An 18,829-nucleotide genomic window follows, 5' to 3' on the forward strand; every position below is an offset into this window, starting at 1 on the left:
GGAATACACAATCTTTTTAATCGTTTCTCCAGAAAGAAAATATTCTTCTGCAAGTTGATGAATAGCAATTCCACTTTTAAAAGCGTCTTTAATCGCTTGATTTCGTTCATCAAGTTGCTTTCTTCCTCCAGATCGTGTACCCCATTTATAATGTTTTGTTTCTTGTTTTGGAATGTAAATTGTTTCACCTTGTATATACTTTTGAATTTCAGCAATTAAACTTTCTGGTAAAACAGCCTTAGCCTTTACGTATTTCATTTCTGCTCGCCCCTTATTTTTATCTTTCTTTCCAATAAGGTGCAAAGCCAAATATAGAAATGATACGAGCTCATTTTAGCGATTGTAAATTACTTGTCTACCTCACGCAAAGTATCGCCATTTCCATACTTGGCTTTGCATGAGACGTTGCAGTGTCTGGCAATTGAATTGTAATCGCCATATTAACACCTCCTAATATACATTTTTCATTTTATTATATGATAAATTCCTTCCCCTTGCATCCACATCCTTTTTAAAGCATGAAATTACTTAGTTTGATATAATACTTTTTATAAATCTTTTGCTGATAAAGTTGAATATATTAATAAAAATATAAAACCAGGTTCTATTATTTTACTGCACTCTATGTATGATGAGTCTAATGAAAATTTACAGACCATTGAAGGTATTTTAGACTCTTTATCTAAGAAGGGCTATCAGTTCGTAACGGTAAACGAACTGCAAAAAAGAGCAAAATAAAAAGGTAGCGTATCATAGAGCGATACGCTACCTTTCTTATTAAATAATGCCAAGTACATTTAAGAATACGATAATAATCGCAATTGGTGCGATAAAACGAAGTAAAAATAACCATAATACGAACAATTTATAACCTTTGTTTTTACTTACACCAAGCTCTTTCATTAATACATCTTTCTTCATTTTTAAAGGAACGAAGATGGAAACCAGCAATACGCCAAGTGGCATTAGTATGTTACTAACCGCATAGTCTGCTAAATCAAAAATTGTTTTTCCAAATGGTTTCACATCGCTTAACAAACCGAACGATAATGCTGATGGTACCCCAACAACGAAGATTAATAATCCTACGATTAAGGCCATTTTTTCACGTTTCCCTTTACCTTTTGCAGTTAAAGATGCGACGCTAATTTCTAACATCGAAATTGCTGATGTAACAGTAGCAAAGAAGAATAGTAATAAGAACACGATGAAGAATAATTTTCCGAACGCCATTTTACTGAAAATAGCTGGCAATACGATAAATAATAGTCCCGGCCCTTGAGATGGTTCCATCCCAAATGCGAACACAACTGGGAAAATTGCAAGTCCTGCAAGTAATGTAATAACAAGTGTTAAAGCTACGATAGAAAATGCTGAACGCGGTAAACTTTCTTCTTTCGGTAAGTATGAACTATACGTCACCATAACGGCTACACCGACAGATAGCGAGAAGAACGATTGCCCCATTGCATATAAAATGATTTCTGACGTTACGTTTGAGAAATCAGGTTGTAGGAAGAATCGAACTCCTTCTCCAGCACCGTCTAACGTAAGTGCACGAACAATTAATACAAAGAATAAAACGAATAGTGCTGGCATGAAATATTTATTTACTTTTTCAACACCATTTTGTACACCTTTACTTACGATAAAAATAGTAATAAGGATGAATAATAGCTGTGATCCAACTGCTAAATACGGATTGGAAATGATTTCACCGAACGTAGCTTCGTACGCCCCATTTCCTTCCCATAGTCTACCTGTAATTGCATTCCATAAATATAATATAATCCAACCCCCTACAACACTGTAGAAAGAAAGTAATATGAAACATGTTACAATCCCTAATTTACCTAACCACGGCCATAAAGTTTTCGGTGCAATTTCTCTGTACGCATCAACAGCCTCTTTTTGTGTACTTCTTCCAATTACGAATTCAGCTAATAATAGCGGTAAACCAATTAATAATGTGAAGCCGATGAAAATAAGGAAGAACGCGCCGCCTCCTCCGATGCCGGCCATATACGGGAATTTCCAAATCGCCCCAAGACCGATTGCTGAACCTGCTGCAGCTAATATGAAACCTAATTTCGATGTCCATTGCTGTGAATTCATCTGTTAATCTCCTCTCTGTATCTGTTTCAGTTTACAATTCGATATTTATATAATTCTATCTACACTCTTTTCTAATACGCCCACTTCCTCCCAAATAAAAAACGCCCCTACGTAAATACGTAGGGACGACAAAAAATATCGCGGTACCACCCTAGTTATGAAGATACAACAAAAGTAATCCCTAAATAAAAACGCCCCTACGCAAATACGTAGGGACGATAAAATATCGCGGTACCACCCTAGTTATGAAGACACAACAAAGTTAAGACCTAAATAAAAAACGTCCCTACGTAAATACGTAGGGACGATAWATATCGCGGTACCACCCTAGTTGTGAAAAAAATCTTCACCACTTTATTTGATAACGGTATGCACTACCGTCTTTCATTTCCTCACAATGCGAGATTTATGAAAGATGCTCCAGGACGAACTTCATGAATAATCTATATACTGATTCACACCAACCATCAGCTCTCTGAAATAGGGAGATTTTCACTACTATACCCTTTCATTGCTCAAATATTATTTTCCGAATTGATTACTATCATTTTTATCATACATTAAAAATAGTGTCAACTTATATTTTGAATTTTTATGTATTACATTCTATTTAAAAATTCAAAATATGACTTTTGTATGAATAGTATTAGAACATTTATGGTTTATACTGTATTAACTTCTCTAGCAGGTTTATAGTAGTATACGATGAATGCAAGACAGCACGAGTAGGAGGAAAGRATTTTGTCTACTTCAAAAGTTTTAAAAGGYACYGCTTTATTAAGTGGTGCAACAATGATTTCACGAATTTTAGGTTTTATATACTTCTTCCCTTTTCAATTATTAGTTGGAACGCAAGGGGTCGCTTTATAYGGATAYGCATACTCTTGGTACGGTATTTTATTAAGCTTTTCAACAGCTGGTATTCCTATTGCCGTCTCMAAATTTGTTGCAAAACATAATGCGCTTGGTGATTATAGTACAAGTAAAAAATTATACAACTCTAGCGTAAAATTGATGTTGTTTATGGGCTTTTTAGGATTTTTAATTTTATTTATTGCAGCACCATACATATCACAATTTATTATTCGCTCGAAAACGCCAGATCCACAATTTATCGCCGACGTAACACTTACGATGCGAGCATTAAGCTTCGCGCTTATTATCGTACCAGCTATGAGTGTTACACGTGGTTATTTCCAAGGTTTTCAACATATGAAACCAAGTGCTGTTTCTCAAGTCGTAGAACAAATCGCACGTGTCGTTTTCATTTTAGTTGGTAGTTTTATCGTCTCAAAACTATTAGGAGGTTCAGTAGCCTCTTCTGTTGCAGTTGCTACATTTGGCGCTGTTATCGGGCAATATACCGTAGCTGATGTCCTTAGAGCRATGGGAGARCCTTTAGAAACCGCTAATGCAGTCTTCGCTTATATAACGAACTATGCCCAAAAGTTAATTATGATTCCAGCTTCACTTGCAACCGGATTCTCATTAACGATAATTCCAGCTATAACGAAATCATTTACAAGCGGGAAGCTAGATGAATTACAAGGACAAATTTCAAAGATATTTCAAGTATTGTTATTCTTCACTATCCCAGCAGCATTCGGTTTAGCTAGTATCGCTTACGATGCATTCCGCATGGTTTATGTAAATCCTGAAATTGCACTTGGTGGATCACAATATTTAATTTCATTTGCACCTTCTGCTGTATTAAGTGCGATTTTTACAGTTTCAGCTGCTATATTACAAGGAATTGATTATCAAAGAAAAACAATGATTGCATTCTCAGTCGGTATTCTCGTTAAGGTTTTAGTGAACACACCGCTCTTACATTTATTCGGTGGACATGGTGCTGTACTTGGAACAATTCTTGGATATCTCGTTTCAAATATTATTATGTTGTACTGCATCGTTAAGTTTGCCAAATTCAAAATTGGTGAAACAGCAAAAACAGTATTTCTTATTACGATTTACTCCGCGGCAATGTCTGCTGTTGTAATTGTATTAAGAGCAATTATAAGCTGGATTATTCCTGGCCAATCTTATATAGAATCACTAATCATTGTGTTTATATGCGCCGCAGCAGGAGGACTTGTTTATCTTTTATTCGTATTAACGAGTGGACTTGCTTCGCATATTCTCGGTGACCGTATTCAACGTTTACCTGTATTAGGAAAGTTAGTAAAATAAAAAACAAGAGATGTAACGCGTTGTTACATCTCTTGTTTTTTTACTTCGCATATTGAATGCGCTTTTGTTGTTCAGCAATATTTAATTCTGGAGCATATTGTTCTACTAAATGTAATACCTCTTCGATCAACACTTCTAACTCCTGTACACTATACTCCGGTTTCCCTATTAACGTATTCGCCATACGCTCATATAGATTTTCAGGTTTGATACTCATTCGTTCCACATTATATGGCATCCATTTAAATGCAGGATGRTGYACGTACATTCGGTTCATTCCAAACAAGACACCCAATACATTTCTTTGCACTTCACAAATAACATCATAAAGCATAAGCCARTCTTTYCGTTTTAAAAGCGCCTCTCGATTATGCCAACGATTGCTTAACCAAAGGTTTTCTGAAATCATCCTTTTCGCCAGTTCTTCTGGATATACTTCAATCCTATCTTTTAGAGCATGTACTTTTACTTCTCCATACAAACTCACACCATCATGAACCGATGATACAATACATTGTTTCTCATAATTTGTATCATACTGCTCTATAACTTCTGAAATAATTTTTTCTACTGTTAATGTTAAAAAGTTACTAATCTCTAGTTTAATTCCTTCTTTCGTCAAATACGTTTCCGACCATTCTTCGTCCTCGTAAGGATGATATGACAAAATCGTTCCACCAATATTATTAATTGGACCTAGACGCTCTTCATCCTCTGGTGGTTCTGACCATAAAATATGTAATTCAATATCTGAATGTTCATCTTCTAACTTTCTCGCTACAGAKCCTGCTAAAATAATAGCTTCGACTTTCTGGTTTTGCCTATAAATCTCCGACATCTCTATCGCTTTCTCTTTTAATMCCATTGCATTTCCCCCTAAAACTGCAGTACTCCCTTACTTTTCATTTATCTATTTCGATATTTAACATTATATTACCTTTTCAAATTCCCACTAAATCATATTTCTACCCAATAACGCTGAACAAYTTCGCCAGAATTAGAAGAAACYACTTCATYTTCTAACACACCGCCAACCTTTTGAATCGTTTTAGCCGATGCGATATTAACTTTATCGCAAGTTATTAACACTCTCTGCAACCCTAACTTTTGCGCTTCACCTAATGTGAGTTTCAATTGTTTTGTCGCATAACCTTGGCGACGTTTATTCGGATGGACACTATATCCAATATGACCACTTTCCCGCAATAAATCTTCGTTTAATCGATGTCTAATATTCACAAAACCTATAATTTCCCCTTTTTCAAAACTTAAAAACTGACTAGATGGCACTCGATTAGCCAGTAAATTTTCTCCTAGTTCTTGTTTACTCACTTTTTCAAACCATTCATCAAGAGAATCAAAATTTTGTAGAGAGCTACTGCCGTGTGGTTGTTCTCCTGCATGTAAAAATGCCTGCCTATACTCCATAATTTGTTCGCTATATTCGTATGTTGGTTTCAATAGCTTCATTGTCATTCTCCCCACTCACCCATTATCTATTTTTCTAAAAGAAGCACCTTAATAGCGGATTTTCATCCTTACTATTAAGGTGCTTCTATCACTTTTATTCAAATAGCCCCATACTCAAATAACGCTCACCTGTATCAGGTGCAATACATAAAACTTTTTTACCAGCACCTAAACGCTTCGCTATCATTATTGCTGCGTAAACAGAAGCTCCTGAAGATGGCCCTACTAGTAATCCTTCTTGTCTTGCCAAGTTCCTCATTGTCGTTAAAGCCTCTTCATCTGCAATTTGAATAATTTCGTTATACACTTCTGTATTTAAGTTCTTCGGGATAAACCCCGGACTTGTTCCTACTAGTTTATGAGGTCCTGGAACACCGCCAGATAACACTGGGGATCCTTTCGGTTCTACTACTGCAATATATAAGTTTGGTAGTTTCTCTTTTAACGTTTCACCGGTCCCTGTAATTGTTCCACCCGTTCCCGCCGTTGCTACAAATGCATCAAGCTCTCCATCCATTTGTTCATAAATTTCAAGCGCAGTCGTATAACGATGTATATTCGGATTTGCTGGGTTTTCAAATTGCTGCGGAATAAAACTATTTGGAATTTCTTTTTGTAACGCTACCGCCTTAGCAATCGCTCCTGGCATTCTTTGTTCCGCTGGTGTTAAAACTACTTCTGCACCGTATGCTTTCAATAAATTAATGCGCTCTTTTGACATATTATCTGGCATAATTAAAATAGCTTTATATCCTTTAGCAGCTGCATTCATCGCTAAGCCAATTCCTGTATTTCCACTTGTCGGTTCAATAATTGTATCACCTGGCTTAATGAGACCGTGTTCCTCGGCAATATGAATTAAGTTATAGGCAGCACGATCTTTCACACTGCGTGACGGATTAAACATTTCCAGTTTTACATACACATCCGCTGCGTCCTCTGGAATAAATTTAGATAATCGGACAACAGGTGTACCTCCTATTAATTCTGTAATGTTTTCACATAMTTTCATAGCRCATCYCCTATTCTATCGTTTTCTTATCATTTGGCAGTAACAATGAAGTMAGTCCAATTAATGGTAAACMACTACATAATAGCATAATAAATTGAAGACTATACATATCAGCTAATTTCCCAAGGACTACAGCACCTAATGCTCCAAGRCCAAACGCAAGACCGACAATTAATCCTGACACCATTCCAACTTTCCCTGGAACAAGTTCTTGTGCATATACAACGATTACACTAAAACTACTAGAGCTAATAAATCCAATGCATAAAAATAACGGTACAACCCACATAAGAGAAACGTGAGGTAACAATAGTGCAAGCGGCGCTGAACCGAGCATCGAAAAGACAATAATTTTTTTCTTACCGAATCGATCCGCTAGCGGACCACCAAAGAAAGTACCTAATACACCAGCAATCATAAAAGCGAAGACGAAATACTGTGCATTTTTTATAGATAAACCGTAATGCTCTATTAAATAAAATTGATAGAAATTCCCGATACCAGCACCGTACCAAGAACGTACGAATGTTAGAAAAACAAGAAGTATAATAACAAATTTAATGTGCGTACTTACAATCGCATTTTCAGCCTCAAGTGCAGCCCTCTTTTTCCTTCTTACAGCACCAGTGGCTAATTCATTTTTATACCAATTTGATACGAAAATTAGTAATACAATTCCAACTGCTGCAAAGGCTGTAAAACCTAAAGAACCAATTTGACCGAGCGGAACGAAAATTAATGCTGTAAAAATAGGTGCTAGCGAATTCCCTGTATTTCCTCCCACTTGATAAATCGCTTGTGCTAAACCTCGTTTTGCACCGGCTGCCATGTAAGCAACACGAGCGCCCTCCGGATGAAAGACCGCGGAACCTAATCCAATAAATAAAACAGAAATAATAACAACTATAAAGTTCGGTGCAAATGCGAGTCCAATCATCCCAAGCATACTCGAAAACATACCGAGCGGTAATAAAAATGGTGACGGCTTCTTATCTGAATACATCCCAAAAACCGGCTGCATAATCGATGACGTCATATTTAACGCAAACGCAATCCACCCTACTTGCATATAGGATAAATTCATCGTTTTTTCCAAAATAGGAAACAACGCTGGCACAACTGCTTGCATCGAATCATTCAAAAAATGTCCGAAACTAATCGCAAATAATATTCGATATATCGTCGGTGTTTCTACTGTATTTTTTTGTGAAACTGCCTGCATATGTGTATTTCTCCTTCCTGTACAAAATATATATTTATTACAGTTAGTTTGAGACTCCCACGACTAAAGTCGCAAGCCCGAATCCTTACGGAATTACGGGTGGGATTCTTGAATGACTAAACGTTCGCAGTCCATTTCTGTTTTGAACAGCCTTCAAGATGAGGGCATCTCATTGCCCCTCCTAAACCAGACCATATAGGTGCTTAGGCTGATTGACTGTTACCATCAATCACAGTTGCGTAGCGAATATTCATCGCCCCAACGATGTCACGGTGTGTCTCAAACCCACATTGACACTTGTACTTTCTGTCTTGTGCCCTGTTCTTTTCAGCGCATTTCGGACAGCTTTGACTTGTATAAGCTGGATTCACATATTCAACCTGAATATCAGCTAATATCGCTTTATATTCAATAAATTTTGACAAACGATAGAATGACCAAGTGTGTAGGTTTTTTTCGTTTTTACGGCTTGTTCTTGCCGTCTGTCTTATATTCGTTAATTGTTCTAATCGAATGACAGAAATATGATTTGCAATCGCAAAATTAATGATTTCACGACTTATTTTATGATCTTTATCTTGCATCCATCTTTGTTCTTTATCATCCAATCGCCGAATAGCATTCACTTTTTTGGCTTTTCCTAATTTCTTACGAATACACCGAAACTTACGCTTCTTACATTTGTTTTGCCTACCATTTCCAAAAAAACGAATCTTATCATCCTCTGTGATTGCTACTGCGGGGACCTTGAGACCTAAGTCTACTCCTAAAATTTTCGTTCCTGTCCTTTTATTTGTAGGAAGTGTGACAGATATTTGGGCTATCCACTTATTCGATTTCTTTGTGATGCGAAGTGTGCCTAATTTATGTTTTAATAGATTCAGATTGCGATTGTTTTTATCGCTTAATAAAGCTCGGATTTTTACACGAGTCGACTTTCCATTTACCTTAAACGGAATTGAAATATGAGTGGCGTCAAACGAATAATTTTGATTGTTCCATATACAAACAGGCCTCTTTAAAATCGGAATGATTTTATAATTGCTTTTCTTTACTTTTGTAGCAAACAAACTTTTCGCGTCTTTGATTGCTTGATTCTTCACCGCACTTGGAATATTTGCTTCGATATCTTTTGTGCTTTTTTTCGTACTTTTCTTTGCTTTAACCATTTCTGATACAAGTGTATTTATAACTTTGATATATTCGTGACTACTTTGTTCTAATAAACGGATTTGCTCTTTTGTTGGAATCAATTTCACTTTCACTGYTAGGGTCTGTGACATACGTTTCATCCCCTTGTTTTTTGATTTTCAACATCGTTCATTTGATACATTTCTAGCAATAGAAACAAAATAAGAACGTGTCCATAAACTTTACAACTACATGAGGTGAGGAGATTTTCCTCTCAAACACTTTGAAACGTACTTCTATCATCGTTGATTCTAGTTACAATGTATCATTTACTTTCGAAAAATTACAACAAAAAGACTCGAAGAAACTACCTATACTTTGGATACTTAAAGTACCACGAACCTTGCGATTTTCAGTGGCACTCCGTATCCAACCTCACTTTCATCCCATGCCTAAAGGCGATGGGCTTTCTCGTTCGGAAAGGGCTGCAATAAATTTAGACTTTAATCAGAATAAATTCTGAGTTTTGAAACATTTCTATTCTATACTGGTTTCATTTCTTTTTCCAGAAATTCAACTTCTAAAAAAATATATTTTTTCTATGTGCTTTGTCGGATTTATTCATATGAACTCTTTGTATTTTCTTTTATATCTAAGGCAGGACGAAAGGAAGGCTTGCAATTATGAAGAAAAAGACGATCCTAAAACATATTAGGATCGCCTTTTTTTATTAAATAGAAAAACGCTTATATTTCTCATAATCACTCGTCTTACATTCTAGTGCCATTTTCGCACCTTCGTTTTCATAACTCGTAGATAAAACGTGTGCATGATTGTTGAAATACGAAACTACCTGCCCTTGATCATACGGAATTAACATTTCACACGTCGTATACTCTTTATAAATGTGTGAGCGAACTACTTCTACAAGCTCTTTAATTCCAACATGTTTCTTCGCAGATAGATAAACGCGATCTTCTTGCACTTTCGGAATTTCAACATCTACCAAATCTGATTTGTTGTATGCATAAATCGTCGGGATATTTTCCACGCCAATTTTCTTTAACGTTTCATTTGTAATATCAATTAATTGCTCATAATTGGGATTTGAGTAATCTACAACGTGAATAAGTAAATCTGCTTCCGCCACTTCCTCTAGCGTTGAACGGAATGCTTTCACAAGATGATGCGGTAACTTACTTACAAATCCAACAGTATCCGTTAATAAAAATGATTTATTATCCGGCAAATCAATATTTCGTACAGATGTCTCTAACGTCGCAAATAACATATCTTTTTCAAATACTTGTTTCTCTACAGTACCATTAAAAATTTCAAGCATCGTATTCATTATCGTTGATTTACCTGCATTCGTATATCCTACTAACGACACAACTGGAATTTCATTTTTCTTACGTTGTTTACGCTGCGTTTGGCGCTGTGCAACAAGTGCTTCTAATTCTTTATTTAGAGCTGCAATTTGTTCTTCAATTTTACGACGATCTAATTCCAACTTCTTCTCACCGACACCTTTATTTTTCGTGCCAACTCCCCCGCTTTGTCTTCCTAAAGATTCACGAAGACCGATTAAACGAGGCATCATGTACGATCAATTACTTTACAATCTAAATCCTCTTCTAAATTTCGAATTTGTGAAGGAGATAATTCATCATTAAAGATGACCATATTTGCATCTGCTTCTTTCACATACGCTGCTACTTCTTCAATCTTCCCTTTTCCAATATAATGCGACGGATTTACTCGTTGTAAATTTTGCGTCACTTGACCGATTACTTCCACATCACAAGCTTCCGTAAGATTTGCTAACTCTTCCATCGAATATGCAAAATCAGCTTCTTTACCTAAATTTACTCCAACTAATATTGCTCTTTGTAATAATTCTTCCATATATTTATTCCTCCATTTCGATTACGCAAAATAAAAAACACAGGTTACTGCCTGTGTTTTCGTAAACGGATAAGGGTTCACCAAAGAAATAGAAGAAAGCAATGCTTTCGTCCTATAACATGGTCAAAAAGTCCTAAGATAGTATACGTATCCAACAAGTGTTCACTTATACTATCCCATTCTATTTATAAAGGCAAAACAAAAAGAGGGCGTATTCGTCCCTCCCTCTTTTTCACATATAAGCTTAATAAAGGGTTCCTTTAAAATAGGCAGACCAATCCCGTTCACTCTGTACACAGACAGAGCCTTTGAGCGCTATTCAATTATCGGCACAAAGTATTGAGACGTAATCTGATTAAGATCAAAGGAAGCCCCTCCGTTCATTTTAAGTTACATAAAGTGTAGCATAAGTAATTCGCTTTCACAAGATGAAACCACCTATAGAGACAGAAAGAAAATCTTTGTATTTTTACTTTAATCGTCATTTTTTGCGAGTTCTTCTCACAATAAAAATAACAAAAGCAATTATTAATAACACACCTATAGAAATGATAGCAACTTTCCACCAACTTAAACCGCTTACCATTTCATCTTTTAAATCCACTTTTTTCGTCGGAACAGACTCTTTTGTAAATTGACTTAAAGCCACTTTGTCCGCCCCTGCCTCATCTAATCTCTTCGTTCTACTACAACTATGTGTGTGTAATTGTTTTTCTGATCCTCTTTGAGAAGAATATACTAAGTACTCTCCTCCCTCTACAAAGTGAAACACACAATCACCACCATTTGTATATACAATAATTTGCGAAGAACTTGTCCCTTTCCAAATATTCTTCACTTCAAATAAAACTTCAGTTCCAATCCCTTCTTTCCTTCCAACCTCAATTACTTTCCCCTCAAACACCACATCATTTTTTTGAAATGCATCCTCTGGAGATTTTTTAATACAGTCACAAGCATAAGATTTATCTGGAAAAACAATAAGAATAAAGCTACAAATAATGACAACAGGCAACATGCGCAAAATTCTTTTCAAGGAGCCCCACTCCCTTCATTATCAATTTCAAAAGCTTCTCGTATATTATTTTTACGCTACTCGCCAAATTCCTACAGAGTAAATTAAACATTATCGTTTCCATACAATAAAAGTCTTTATTGACAATTTTATAACCTGATATTAGTATCAGGTTATAAAATAAAAATTAGGAGATGTCCCTATGAATTCTAAATCTCGTATTACCGCAATTGGTACTTATGTTCCAGATCAAGTATTGTCTAATAACGATTTAGAAAAGATGGTCCATACGAATGATGAATGGATTGTACAAAGAACAGGCATGAAAGAAAGAAGAATTGCTAACGAAGACGAATACTCCTCACACTTAGCCATTAAAGCAATCGAAAATTTGTGTACAACATATAAGAAAAACTTAGAGGATATTGACTGTATCATCGTCGCTACAACTACTGCTGACTATGTTTTCCCTAGTGTTGCTTGCCAAATACAACAATACTTCAACATACCTCATACACTAGCTTTTGATTTAAATGCGACTTGCGCTGGTTTCACATACGGACTGCATGTCGGGAATAGCTTAATCACTTCTGGATCACATCAAAAAGTACTCGTCATAGCGACAGAGACATTATCTAAAGTTACTGATTACACCGATAGAACGTCCTGTATTTTGTTCGGTGATGGCGCTGGAGCTATTTTATTAGAAAGAGATGAAAACAAACCAAGCTTTATCGCTGCTCACATGGGAACAAACGGTGACGGTGGCATTCATCTATACAGAACAAACTTATCTACTACTATGAATGGCACACCACTACAAACAAGTGAAAAAATTGTTCAAAATGGAAGAGAAGTATATAAATGGGCTGTACGAACAGTACCATACGGCATAAAAGAACTATTACATACTGCAAATTTGCAAATAGATGATATAGACTGGTTCATACCACATAGTGCTAACTTAAGAATGATTGAATCTATTTGCGAAAAATCAAAAATATCTATTCAAAAAACATTAACGAGTGTGGAAGATATGGGGAATACATCTTCMGTCTCTATTCCACTCGCTTTAGATTTAGCTAGAAAAAAAGGAAGATTAAATAACGGAGACACACTTTTGCTATACGGATTTGGTGGTGGGCTTACGCATTTAGGGCTTATTGTGGCATGGGATTTAAGTTAAATACATTAAAAAGAAGTTCTAGGGAATAACTAGAACCTCTTTTTAATTTCATGAAATTTATTTACCTATCCGAGACCATATCACAACAGGAATTAGCAATAATGCTAACAATCCTCCCGCTAATGATAATGCCGCATAACTGGAATTAGCTACTACCATTCCTGACATCGCTCCACCTGAAGCTCCGGCTARCGCAATAAAAACATCTATTTTCCCWTGTGTTTTAGCACGTGTAGAAGGAGTTGTGGAGTCAACGATTTGTGCTGTACCACTAATCAATCCGAGATTCCATCCTAATCCAAGTAAAGAAAGAGCAACAATTAATAATAGTAAAGAATCACTCGGTGCTATCGCAGCTATGACACCCGCTGCAAGTAAAATCATCCCACCAGCTATACTCATCGTAGTACGGCCAATTTTATCAATTAACATTCCTGTAACAAGTGATGGAAGGTACATTGCACCTACATGAAAACCAATCACGAGACCTACTGCACTTAATCCATGACCGTGGTGTCCCATGTGAACTGGAGTCATCGTCATAATCGCAACCATCACTATTTGAGTAAGTATCATTACGATTGCTCCGATGGTAATACCCCTTTTATTTTCTAACGTTTCATTAGTTACCGATTGTCCTTTATATGTATGTTCCTGTTTATATCTTTCTATTATGTTAGCAATAATTAAYGGATCTGGACGAAGCATAAYAAAAAGRACAAGRCCCGCAAGTATAAATGCCGCTGCTGATAATATGAACGGRCCMGCWAGKTYAGGAATTCCAATTGAATGSGCAAAMTCYCCCATTACGCCTACTAAATTCGGWCCWGCAACCGCACCRAAAGTCGTCATRACCATCGTAATACTAACAGCAGTTGCTCGTTGCTTCTTATCCGCTAAATCGGTACCAGCATAACGAGCTTGTAAATTCGTAGCTGTACCTGCACCATATATGAGTAAAGAGACTAGTAATAGAATAATACTATTTGTTAAAGCAGCCAATACAACTCCAATAGCTCCTARTCCCCCTACTATAAASCCTGTTGCMAGYCCTATTCGGCGACCATATTTTTGCGATAACTTCCCAACAAAGAAAGCCGCTACCGCAGATCCCATTGTAAACATAGCAGCCGGTAATCCTGCATATGCATCCGTCCCAAGCATTTGCTGTGCAAGAAGTGCACCTACTGTAATTCCAGCAGCTAATCCCGCTCCGCCAAACATTTGTGAAATACTTACGATTATTAACGTTCGTTTATATAATTTTTGTTGCTCTTCTTCTGTATACATATGATTACTTATTGAAGCATCCGCCTTATCTAGCATTTTCTCACCTGCTTTATGAAATGAATCTCTCTTTTTAATATTTCATTCTTCCCTTTACTTCACAAAGATTTTCTAACCAGACTTTACCATTATTTTAGATAGAAATCTAGAACATTGCACCGGAATTGACTTTACTAATTTTAATAATAAAAGATATTATAGTCATAATTTAGAAGAATTGAATCTAGAATTCCATACTAACTTTGCTCTTTATAAATAAACACTAATATTTCTAGTAATAACTAACGATTAAACAATTGAGCTTTCACTCCATATTTACAATAAAAATAAACAAAAAACACAAATTTTCACTTGTGCTTTTTTGTTTATTTTTTATTTTTTATCAAAGGTTATCTTTAAGAAAATCCGTAATTTTTCGAATTGTAGCTTCGTTTCTCCGGTAGTATGTCCACTGACCGTGCCTTGTCGATTCTAATAACCCAGCTTTTTGCATCATAGAAAGATATTGTGAAATGGTTGATTGAGAAAGGTTAGCTTTTTCTTGAATATCCCCTACACACACACCGCCTTTTTCATTAATATTTCTTGATAAATGTGCTGATGGTTTATCAAAGTATTTCTCTGGTTCTTTCAACCATTCCAAAATATTTAAACGTGTATCATTTGAAAGAGCTTTAAAAATTTCGATTCTATTCATATCCCCATATTAATTGGCTATTTGCGATATGTCAATTTGTCCAGTCATGTGTTTGATTTTTAATTTTGACATATCGGGAATTACCGATTAATATAGCTAACAGAAACATTAATCGGAATTTATCGATATGCCGAATTATAAAACATGGAGGTAATAAAAATGAATGTAAAACGTAATCGAGCATTAGCCTTATTAACATTGGCTATTTCAGCATTTGCCATCGGTGTCACAGAATTTATAAGTGTTGGCCTACTCCCTTTAATTTCTAATGATTTAGCTGTTCCTGTTAGTATGGCGGGACTAACTGTCACTGTTTACGCGTTAGGTGTAACAATCGGTGCCCCCGTACTAACTTCTCTCACAGCGGGGATACCTAGAAAAAAATTGTTATTATTAGTCATGCTTGTCTTTATAATTGGAAATGGTATATCCGCTCTTGCTCCGAATCTCTTTGTATTATTAATAGGTAGAATTATAGCCTCTTTTTCGCATGGTGTTTTCATGTCCATTGGTTCATTAATGGCCGCTTCATTAGTTCCAGAAAATAAACGAGCACAAGCAATTTCCATTATGTTTTCTGGCCTTACTATTGCAACTGTTACCGGTGTTCCTATCGGTACATTCATCGGTATACAATTCGGCTGGAGAATGGCCTTCTTATTTATTACAATTATCGGCGTCATTGCATATATTTCAACACTTTTACTTGTGCCCAAATCCGAAGAAAAAGGCACACCTTCAAAACTAAAAGATTTTAAAGAATTATTTACAAATACAAGATTATTATTAGTATTTATTATAACCGCTTTTATTTCGAGCGGAACATTCACAGTATTTACTTACCTTTCTCCACTGTTACAGGATGTCACAATGTATTCTTTAAATAGCGTAACAATTATTCTTTTCCTCTATGGGATTATGATTGCAATCGGAAATTTAATCGGTGGAAAGGTGACGAATACTTACCCCATCCACTCCTTATCCAACATCTTTATATTTCATACGGTTGTACTCTTATTGTTATACTTTGCAGCTCCATTCAAAATTCTTGGTTTAATAACTGTAGCTTCAATGGGATTATTCGCCTTTATGAATGTTCCAGGACTTCAATTATATACTTTGATTTTAGCAGATCGTATTTCTCCTAAAACTACACATGTAGCTTCTGCTATAAATATTGCTTCTTTTAATATAGGAATTGCAACTGGTTCTTATATTGGTAGTATAATTATTGAACATAGCTCTATCATACACATAACATGGATAGGAAGTTTACAAGTTTTCATCGGATTAATCCTCACCCAAATCAGTAAAAAATTGGATCCGAAACTATTGTAATAAATAAAAATAGGCTACTATTCAAAATCTATTTGAATAGTAGCCTATTTTATAATATGAGTGATATTTATTACTACAACTCTTCCACTAACTTCTTCTTTCTTCTACTAATTCGAATTCTCCCTTCCCAAAAYAACAAACTTACTAAAGCACAAATTAAAATAACTGGAACACTYGCTTTATATAAATCWGTAAAACTCATAGCCATCTTATTTTTGGCATACCGACTTACATCTTTTGAAAATGCAAGTACTTCTTTCTTTATACTCTCCTCTTGTTTTTCAACTTCTTTTGTTACTTGATTCGTAATTTCTTCTCTTTTTATATCTCTATATTCTACTGGAACACCACTTAATACTTCATCCACTTTTTGGTGAATTAGTTCGTCTTTTTTCTCTTTACTTAATCCCACCAATGTTTCATTTTGTTTCTTTTCTACATTTGTTTCTATACTTTGTTTCTCTATTTTTTCTTTTGTTACCTGTAATATCTCAGCTTGCTGAGCACTATTCACATGAATATTACGCACTTTTTCTTCTGCATAACGATATACATTCTCTTTATTTAAAGATAAGTTGTGAGTTAAATTAGATACAAATATTGCAACCGCTAATACAATCCCTACTTGCCGCAACATTGATACAACACTTTGAGAAGCAGTTAATAATTCTCCTTCAAACGAAGATGCACTTAAAACTGTAATTGGTCCCACTACTAAACCATATCCAACACCTAATATCATAAAAGGAATAATAATTATTTTTGTCAAGAATGTTGGAAGTAATACAGTTACTCCAATTAAAAATAAATTACTTAATATAACAACGATAGATGCCCCTACAAACATTCGATCTTTAAATAATTTTAAATTCACCATCGGATTATGAATCTTTCGTTCCACTAGAACAAATAGAATAAGAGAAATAGTGCTAATTGCATAACAAGACCAAGCGATATTACTTTGCCATCCCCACGTATTGCCTTTCACTAATACGAGAGTAAAAGAAAAAATCGCTAAACTACTTAATATGAGTCCAATCCAATCAATTTTTGAAATAATACGTTCTTCATTTTTTACTTGTAACATAATACAGCATAAAATGATTCCAAGAATACAAATCGGAACATTGACGAAGAACACCCATCTCCACCCTACATTTTGCGTAATAATTCCGCCTATTACCGGACCAAGTGCAGCTGACAATCCTTGCGTTACTCCTAAAATAGCAAGTGCAACATGCCTCTTTGCTAACGGCATAGCTGATACACCAATTACCATACTTGTCGGAAATAAAATTGCTGCTCCAACACTTTGTATAAAACGAGAAAAAATAAGGAAGTCACCTGTATTAGCAAAAGCACAAAGCACTGATCCACCACCAAAAATAATTAAACCGAGAATATACACCTTTGCTTTCCCAAAAATATCAGCTATCCGTCCTAGCGGGATTGCGAGTACTGCAATCGTCATTGTATAAACATTTAATACCCAAGACATCTTCTCTAATGAAGTATTTACACTCGATTGTATTGCTGGTAAAGCTATATTCATAATCGTTGTATCAATCATACAAAGAAAAATACCTAAGCACATTAAAAAGACAATCTTAATACCCTTTGACTGCTCCATGTTAATCTACCCCTTTATTTATTGTGAACGTGTTTTTCATTCTTCCGTTTTATTGTTTTCTTTTGCTTCTAATTGCTGTAACTTCCTCTTCAACATCTCTACTTGTGCACTATATGATGCAATACCTACATCGAGCGAAATTTCTTCAACGAAAGTAATACCTTCTCTCCATTTTTCATATTTCAAACGAAGATCCGCAATGTACGCTTCTTTCCTTTCAATTTCGTCTTCAATCCATTTTTTTATCGCCCTATCATCACTATAATTGCCAAAATACATCCTCATTAAAAAATCTGAACGTAAAACGTCTTTCTCTACATCCGTTTGCATGTATTTATAAAACTCTTCACGCCCTTCATCTGTAATAAAGTACATTTTCTTATTCGGTTTCCCTTCTTGCATGACAATTTCTTTTTTAATTTTCCCCTCCTTTTCCAATTGTCGTAACGTTGGATAAATCATTCCAAAGCTTCCATCAAAAAAGTAAGTAAATACATCCTCAAACACAATTTTAATGTCATAACCAGACAATTCTTTTTCCATTAATAAACCTAAAACAACATCTCTTCCCTTCAAAATAAGACCCCCACACAGTATATAATCAATAATCATATTAACAATGTTAATA

At 35.4% G+C, this 18,829-nt stretch carries 15 protein-coding genes, 2 pseudogenes and 1 other annotated feature; of the genes and pseudogenes, 4 read left to right on the forward strand and 13 right to left on the reverse strand.

Annotated elements, in window-relative coordinates; translation table 11 throughout:
* The coding region (locus tag AC1DJR_RS12535) for a CD3324 family protein (protein WP_477002729.1) at positions 1-258 on the reverse strand (258 nt) is incomplete at its 3' end.
* 282 nt (positions 259-540) lie between these two features.
* Between AC1DJR_RS12535 and AC1DJR_RS12540 the strand changes: the two are divergent.
* Positions 541-738, forward strand: a pseudogene (locus tag AC1DJR_RS12540) (polysaccharide deacetylase family protein); the annotation flags it as partial.
* A 39-nt stretch (positions 739-777) separates the two neighbouring features.
* On the opposite strand, the gene AC1DJR_RS12545 reads toward AC1DJR_RS12540, so the two are convergent.
* Positions 778-2,115 (reverse strand): sodium-dependent transporter, encoded by a 1,338-nt coding sequence (locus AC1DJR_RS12545; protein WP_429686757.1) that lies wholly within the window; start codon positions 2,113-2,115, stop codon positions 778-780.
* A 297-nt stretch (positions 2,116-2,412) separates the two neighbouring features.
* Positions 2,413-2,636 (reverse strand) — a binding site (T-box leader).
* Between the two features lie 220 nt (positions 2,637-2,856).
* On the opposite strand from AC1DJR_RS12545, the gene AC1DJR_RS12550 reads away from it, so the two are divergent.
* A complete protein-coding gene (locus AC1DJR_RS12550) occupies positions 2,857-4,305 on the forward strand; it encodes a putative polysaccharide biosynthesis protein (RefSeq protein WP_477002730.1) in 1,449 nt (482 codons plus the stop codon).
* Positions 4,306-4,345: 40 nt separating this feature from the next.
* On the opposite strand, the gene AC1DJR_RS12555 is transcribed toward AC1DJR_RS12550, so the two are convergent.
* The 7 genes and pseudogenes from AC1DJR_RS12555 to AC1DJR_RS12585 form a co-directional block, all read right to left on the reverse strand.
* A complete protein-coding gene (locus tag AC1DJR_RS12555; RefSeq protein ID WP_477002731.1) occupies positions 4,346-5,170 on the reverse strand; it encodes a DUF4037 domain-containing protein in 825 nt (274 codons plus the stop codon).
* A 92-nt stretch (positions 5,171-5,262) separates the two neighbouring features.
* Positions 5,263-5,775 carry a GNAT family N-acetyltransferase gene (locus AC1DJR_RS12560; RefSeq protein WP_477002732.1) on the reverse strand — a complete coding sequence of 171 codons (513 nt, stop codon included), beginning with the start codon at positions 5,773-5,775 and terminating at the stop codon, positions 5,263-5,265.
* A gap of 94 nt (positions 5,776-5,869) precedes the next feature.
* Positions 5,870-6,787: a cysteine synthase A gene (cysK, locus tag AC1DJR_RS12565; RefSeq protein ID WP_477002733.1), complete on the reverse strand. Its 918-nt coding sequence runs from the start codon at positions 6,785-6,787 to the stop codon at positions 5,870-5,872.
* A gap of 10 nt (positions 6,788-6,797) precedes the next feature.
* Positions 6,798-8,009, reverse strand: coding sequence for an MFS transporter (locus AC1DJR_RS12570; protein ID WP_477002734.1), 1,212 nt, complete (start codon positions 8,007-8,009; stop codon positions 6,798-6,800).
* 203 nt (positions 8,010-8,212) lie between these two features.
* Positions 8,213-9,292 (reverse strand): RNA-guided endonuclease TnpB family protein, encoded by a 1,080-nt coding sequence (locus AC1DJR_RS12575; RefSeq protein ID WP_477002735.1) that lies wholly within the window; start codon positions 9,290-9,292, stop codon positions 8,213-8,215.
* A 578-nt stretch (positions 9,293-9,870) separates the two neighbouring features.
* Positions 9,871-11,048 (reverse strand): annotated as a pseudogene (gene hflX, locus AC1DJR_RS12580) (GTPase HflX).
* 481 nt (positions 11,049-11,529) lie between these two features.
* Positions 11,530-12,084: a cobalamin biosynthesis protein CbiN gene (locus AC1DJR_RS12585; protein ID WP_429686751.1), complete on the reverse strand. Its 555-nt coding sequence runs from the start codon at positions 12,082-12,084 to the stop codon at positions 11,530-11,532.
* 181 nt (positions 12,085-12,265) lie between these two features.
* On the opposite strand from AC1DJR_RS12585, the gene AC1DJR_RS12590 reads away from it, so the two are divergent.
* Positions 12,266-13,249, forward strand: coding sequence for a ketoacyl-ACP synthase III (locus tag AC1DJR_RS12590; RefSeq protein WP_002126759.1), 984 nt, complete (start codon positions 12,266-12,268; stop codon positions 13,247-13,249).
* A 57-nt stretch (positions 13,250-13,306) separates the two neighbouring features.
* Here AC1DJR_RS12590 and AC1DJR_RS12595 read toward each other — a convergent pair whose 3' ends face one another.
* Entirely contained in the window at positions 13,307-14,575 is a 1,269-nt protein-coding gene (locus AC1DJR_RS12595; RefSeq protein WP_477002736.1) for an MFS transporter, read from the reverse strand.
* Positions 14,576-14,918: 343 nt separating this feature from the next.
* Positions 14,919-15,233 (reverse strand): ArsR/SmtB family transcription factor, encoded by a 315-nt coding sequence (locus AC1DJR_RS12600; RefSeq protein WP_429686749.1) that lies wholly within the window; start codon positions 15,231-15,233, stop codon positions 14,919-14,921.
* 159 nt (positions 15,234-15,392) lie between these two features.
* On the opposite strand from AC1DJR_RS12600, the gene AC1DJR_RS12605 reads away from it, so the two are divergent.
* Complete coding sequence (locus AC1DJR_RS12605; RefSeq protein WP_429686748.1) at positions 15,393-16,571, forward strand: MFS transporter; 1,179 nt, start codon at positions 15,393-15,395, stop codon at positions 16,569-16,571.
* A gap of 73 nt (positions 16,572-16,644) precedes the next feature.
* Here the strand turns inward: AC1DJR_RS12605 and AC1DJR_RS12610 are convergent, their stop codons facing one another.
* Positions 16,645-18,201 carry an MFS transporter gene (locus tag AC1DJR_RS12610; RefSeq protein ID WP_477002737.1) on the reverse strand — a complete coding sequence of 519 codons (1,557 nt, stop codon included), beginning with the start codon at positions 18,199-18,201 and terminating at the stop codon, positions 16,645-16,647.
* Positions 18,202-18,237: 36 nt separating this feature from the next.
* Entirely contained in the window at positions 18,238-18,777 is a 540-nt protein-coding gene (locus AC1DJR_RS12615) for a PadR family transcriptional regulator (protein WP_002086322.1), read from the reverse strand.
* Between the last annotated feature and the right edge of the window lie 52 nt (positions 18,778-18,829).

The organism is Bacillus sp. 05T31, assembly GCF_056396725.1.